At 37.4% G+C, this 2885-nt stretch carries 2 protein-coding genes; both read right to left on the reverse strand.

Annotated features, from left to right (window positions below; translation table 11 throughout):
• On the reverse strand, positions 1 to 1214 hold a 1214-nt coding region (locus WKT20_RS17840), incomplete at its 3' end, for a fimbrillin family protein (RefSeq protein WP_340417841.1).
• Between the two features lie 31 nt (positions 1215 to 1245).
• Complete coding sequence (locus WKT20_RS17845; protein WP_340417842.1) at positions 1246 to 2271, reverse strand: fimbrillin family protein; 1026 nt, start codon at positions 2269 to 2271, stop codon at positions 1246 to 1248.
• Between the last annotated feature and the right edge of the window lie 614 nt (positions 2272 to 2885).

The following is a 2885-nucleotide window of genomic DNA, read 5'->3' on the forward strand; positions in this document are numbered from 1 at the left end:
AAAGCCGGGAACATAGTCAATGCATCATTTTTCAAGTTACCATCACGATTTGAATTGCAGTAAACAAACTTACCAGCCCATTCCTCATCTGAATCAAACCATGTATCATAAGTTCCACTCTTGCTTGTGTGATACTGAGATGTAGCTGTTCCATCAGGTAAAACAGCATTATTTAAAGAAAGAACTAACCCATGAGAACAGTTAGGATAATCACGATACAAAGCATCCTGAGTTTCGGAACAAGCATCTGGAGCATACACATGCGGCTGAGGATTACCCACATAACATACAACACCAATTGCATTGTCGGGCACTGTACCGTCATTTACGCTCACCAAATTACCATCCGCACAAAGGTAATCACCAATCTGCAAGGTATAATCCAGCTTATTATTTTCATCTTTAATGGTATACATTTTGGCCTTACCACCCGCCAAACTTCCTGTCGGATTAATCATCTTTTCCTGAGTTCCTTGGTAGGTACATGAAATGGAATAATTTGTTTCAGGTTTCACCAAAGCCATATAAGTACCGCTGGCCGCATCGTAATAAGGAGTGGTTTCTACATCATTTATAAGAAGTTCTTTCGGCGCTACGTCCAAGCTATAATCGTCCAGCCCTCCGTTCGTGAAATCATACACCAGCTTAGGCATCTTAAATACCGCCAGAGCCATGCGGTGGTTCATCGTAAAAGTGACCTTACCTTGCAAACGGCCTGCTTCCGCCTGACTTGTACTTGTCATCAAATCACTCTTTGTATACTTGGAGCCTCCCTGATCAGCTGCAATTTCCCAATTACCAACAAATTCCGCAAACGGATCTTCTGCAGCAGGATCAAACGCCACATTCTCTTGATATGGATAATAAGCATAAAATGTGATATTCTTGAAACGCTCACTATCATACTCTATAGGATTTCCATCCAAATCCCATACCCCCTTTTCATTAAGAGTAAATTTGCGATTGGAAATTCCATCTACCAGTTGACCATTTTCTACACCATACATTCCAATAGCGTCCCCTTTTACGAAAGTTGTTTTAAAATTTTCGTCTATGGCACGTCCATCCGATATCCCTTGAAAGCCCATATCGGAAACACTAATCTGAAAAGTCTGTGCTGTAGAACCATTTCCCAAGCTTTCTTCCTTCGTGCAGCTTGTAAAAGCGAGCAGACCAGCCAAAGCACATATTGAAAGATTATTATAAATTTTCATCTCTTATTCATTTAAATATATGAACCTATAATTATTTCACCACTGGGACAATATCTTCATTTTCCATTTCACCCCATTCAGATCCATTCACATATGCTTCAGTACCTAAAGCTTTCGCATCTGGAGTTTCTTCTTTATTTACTTCTGTCCAAGGGTTAATATCAGTACCTGAAATTTCCAAAACTGTAGGATCGGCTGTCATATAGTCATTGGCAGTCAACGTATAATTATAAGAATATCCTGATTTCAATTCAGGCCAATCAGTAGTAGGCAACTCCAAGTAATAATAAATCCGTCGACCATCTGCTGTAGACATAGCAGCTTCAATCTCCAATCCTTCTGCACTTATCGTTTGAGGCAATAAATAAGCCGTAAAAGTATAATCATTATCAGCTGTCAGCGTTTGTTTCAAATCCCCCAATGCTGCATCTTCAGTTACAGCTGCGACACCAGTCGTAGTATCGAATGTACCTTTCAGCTTCATTCCAACCAAATAACATTCAATGCTAGTCAAGGTTACAGGATTGCCATCAGGATCTGTTCCAGGAACAAACTTTAAGTTCACCCGGCTCATCACATGGTTAAAATTCAAATGCACATTGGGTTCAGCCTTAGTAGCTTTAGTTGCTGCATATAAATAATCATATTTAACACGTTCTTCTGCATTAGCCTGATTATCGCTAGTAATCTCTACATTCTGAACAGGAGGAGTCGTACCTTCTTCCCCCATACAAGGATAATAAGCTGTTACATCATATTCTTCATTCCCCAATAACCAAATCTCATCAAATGCATTAATAGAGGTAAAAGAATTATCACTTGCATTGTAACGATAAAATACATTGCGCTGTGTAGGACCACAAGAAATACTCACTTCATCACCATCATCCCAAGTTACACCTGTAACACGAGATACATCTTGAGCATTCTGTTCATTAATTGATGCACTAAAGGTAACTTTCGCACCTTCCTCACCAGCAAACTTCACTTCGGCATCCTGTTTACAACTAGCTAACAGGAAAGCGGCAAATACCGCCATGAAACTAATGTTTTTCATACATACATTTTTTAATAAAATTGTTAATTACATTTTTTGTTTATATACACCTCTTTTATTATTTCGTCTATATTTAAGGTTTTCATTTTTGATTTGCATTGCAATGTTATATATTATTTAAATATATGTATAATTAGTATTGTACAAATACATGGAAAATTGTACAAAAACGCGTTTCAGGGTATTATAAGAGAGGTTATACCCGTATACTTCGCTTCAGAAAGCTCCAATTTTAAATATAGCTTATATACATTTACAGGATTCTCAAAAAGTTCAAAGTTCCCCAATCATCCCCATAGGCAATCATACAATTCCGAAAATAATTCTTGAATGAGTGTGAGTCTTAATTAAAGAAATCAGTCCTAGAAAACACAAAAGAATTGCCCAAAACAGAATTAAAGAAAAAAAAATGAACGTTTGAAGAGATATTTAAAGAACCTTTTTTAGCCTTCACCACAAGTAAAAATCAGGCTAAATTATTACCTTTAAAAAACACAAGGACACTTGAAAAAAACGTCTTTGCGTCTTACCTTAAACGCAAGTGCGTTTCAACCAAAACTCTTTGGCGTTTGACTTAAAACGTACTTGTGTTTTCAGTCAAACGTACTTACACC

Origin of the sequence: Phocaeicola sp. ICN-14070 (assembly GCF_037892625.1) — a bacterium.
GTDB classification, from domain to species: Bacteria; Bacteroidota; Bacteroidia; order Bacteroidales; family Bacteroidaceae; genus Phocaeicola; species Phocaeicola plebeius.